Genomic DNA, 328 nt, shown 5'->3' on the forward strand with positions numbered 1-328 from the left:
AGAACACTTGAGTTGAGGGCCGGGCGGCCACCATTTACCGCCGGCACTCAGAAGGTGGGCAGGCAGTCTGTGCGCAGGGAGGCGCGCAGTCTGCCTTTCACTGCACCCCACGCGCTCACCGGGAACCGGCTAACCTTAAAGACGGTCCGGCAACGCAGCGCGTTCAGACCGGCTTCGGGCTGTCCGGCTTGTCACTCTCCGCCTGCTTATCGTCTGACGTTGCCTGCTTTGACTGCCGTTCTGCCGGGTGGGTCTGCTCATGCACTTCCTTTAAGTGACCGATAGCCACCCGGGTATAGATTTGGGTGGTTTCCAGCTTCTCATGCCC

1 pseudogene is annotated in these 328 nt (G+C 61.3%); it reads right to left on the bottom strand.

From position 1 onward, the window contains the following. Window positions 1-163: 163 nt before the first annotated feature. A pseudogene (locus ABR397_RS23625) lies at window positions 164-328 on the bottom strand (site-specific tyrosine recombinase XerC); the annotation flags it as partial.

The sequence above is a fragment of the Photorhabdus viridis genome, assembly GCF_040256935.1.
GTDB lineage: Bacteria > Pseudomonadota > Gammaproteobacteria > Enterobacterales > Enterobacteriaceae > Photorhabdus > Photorhabdus viridis.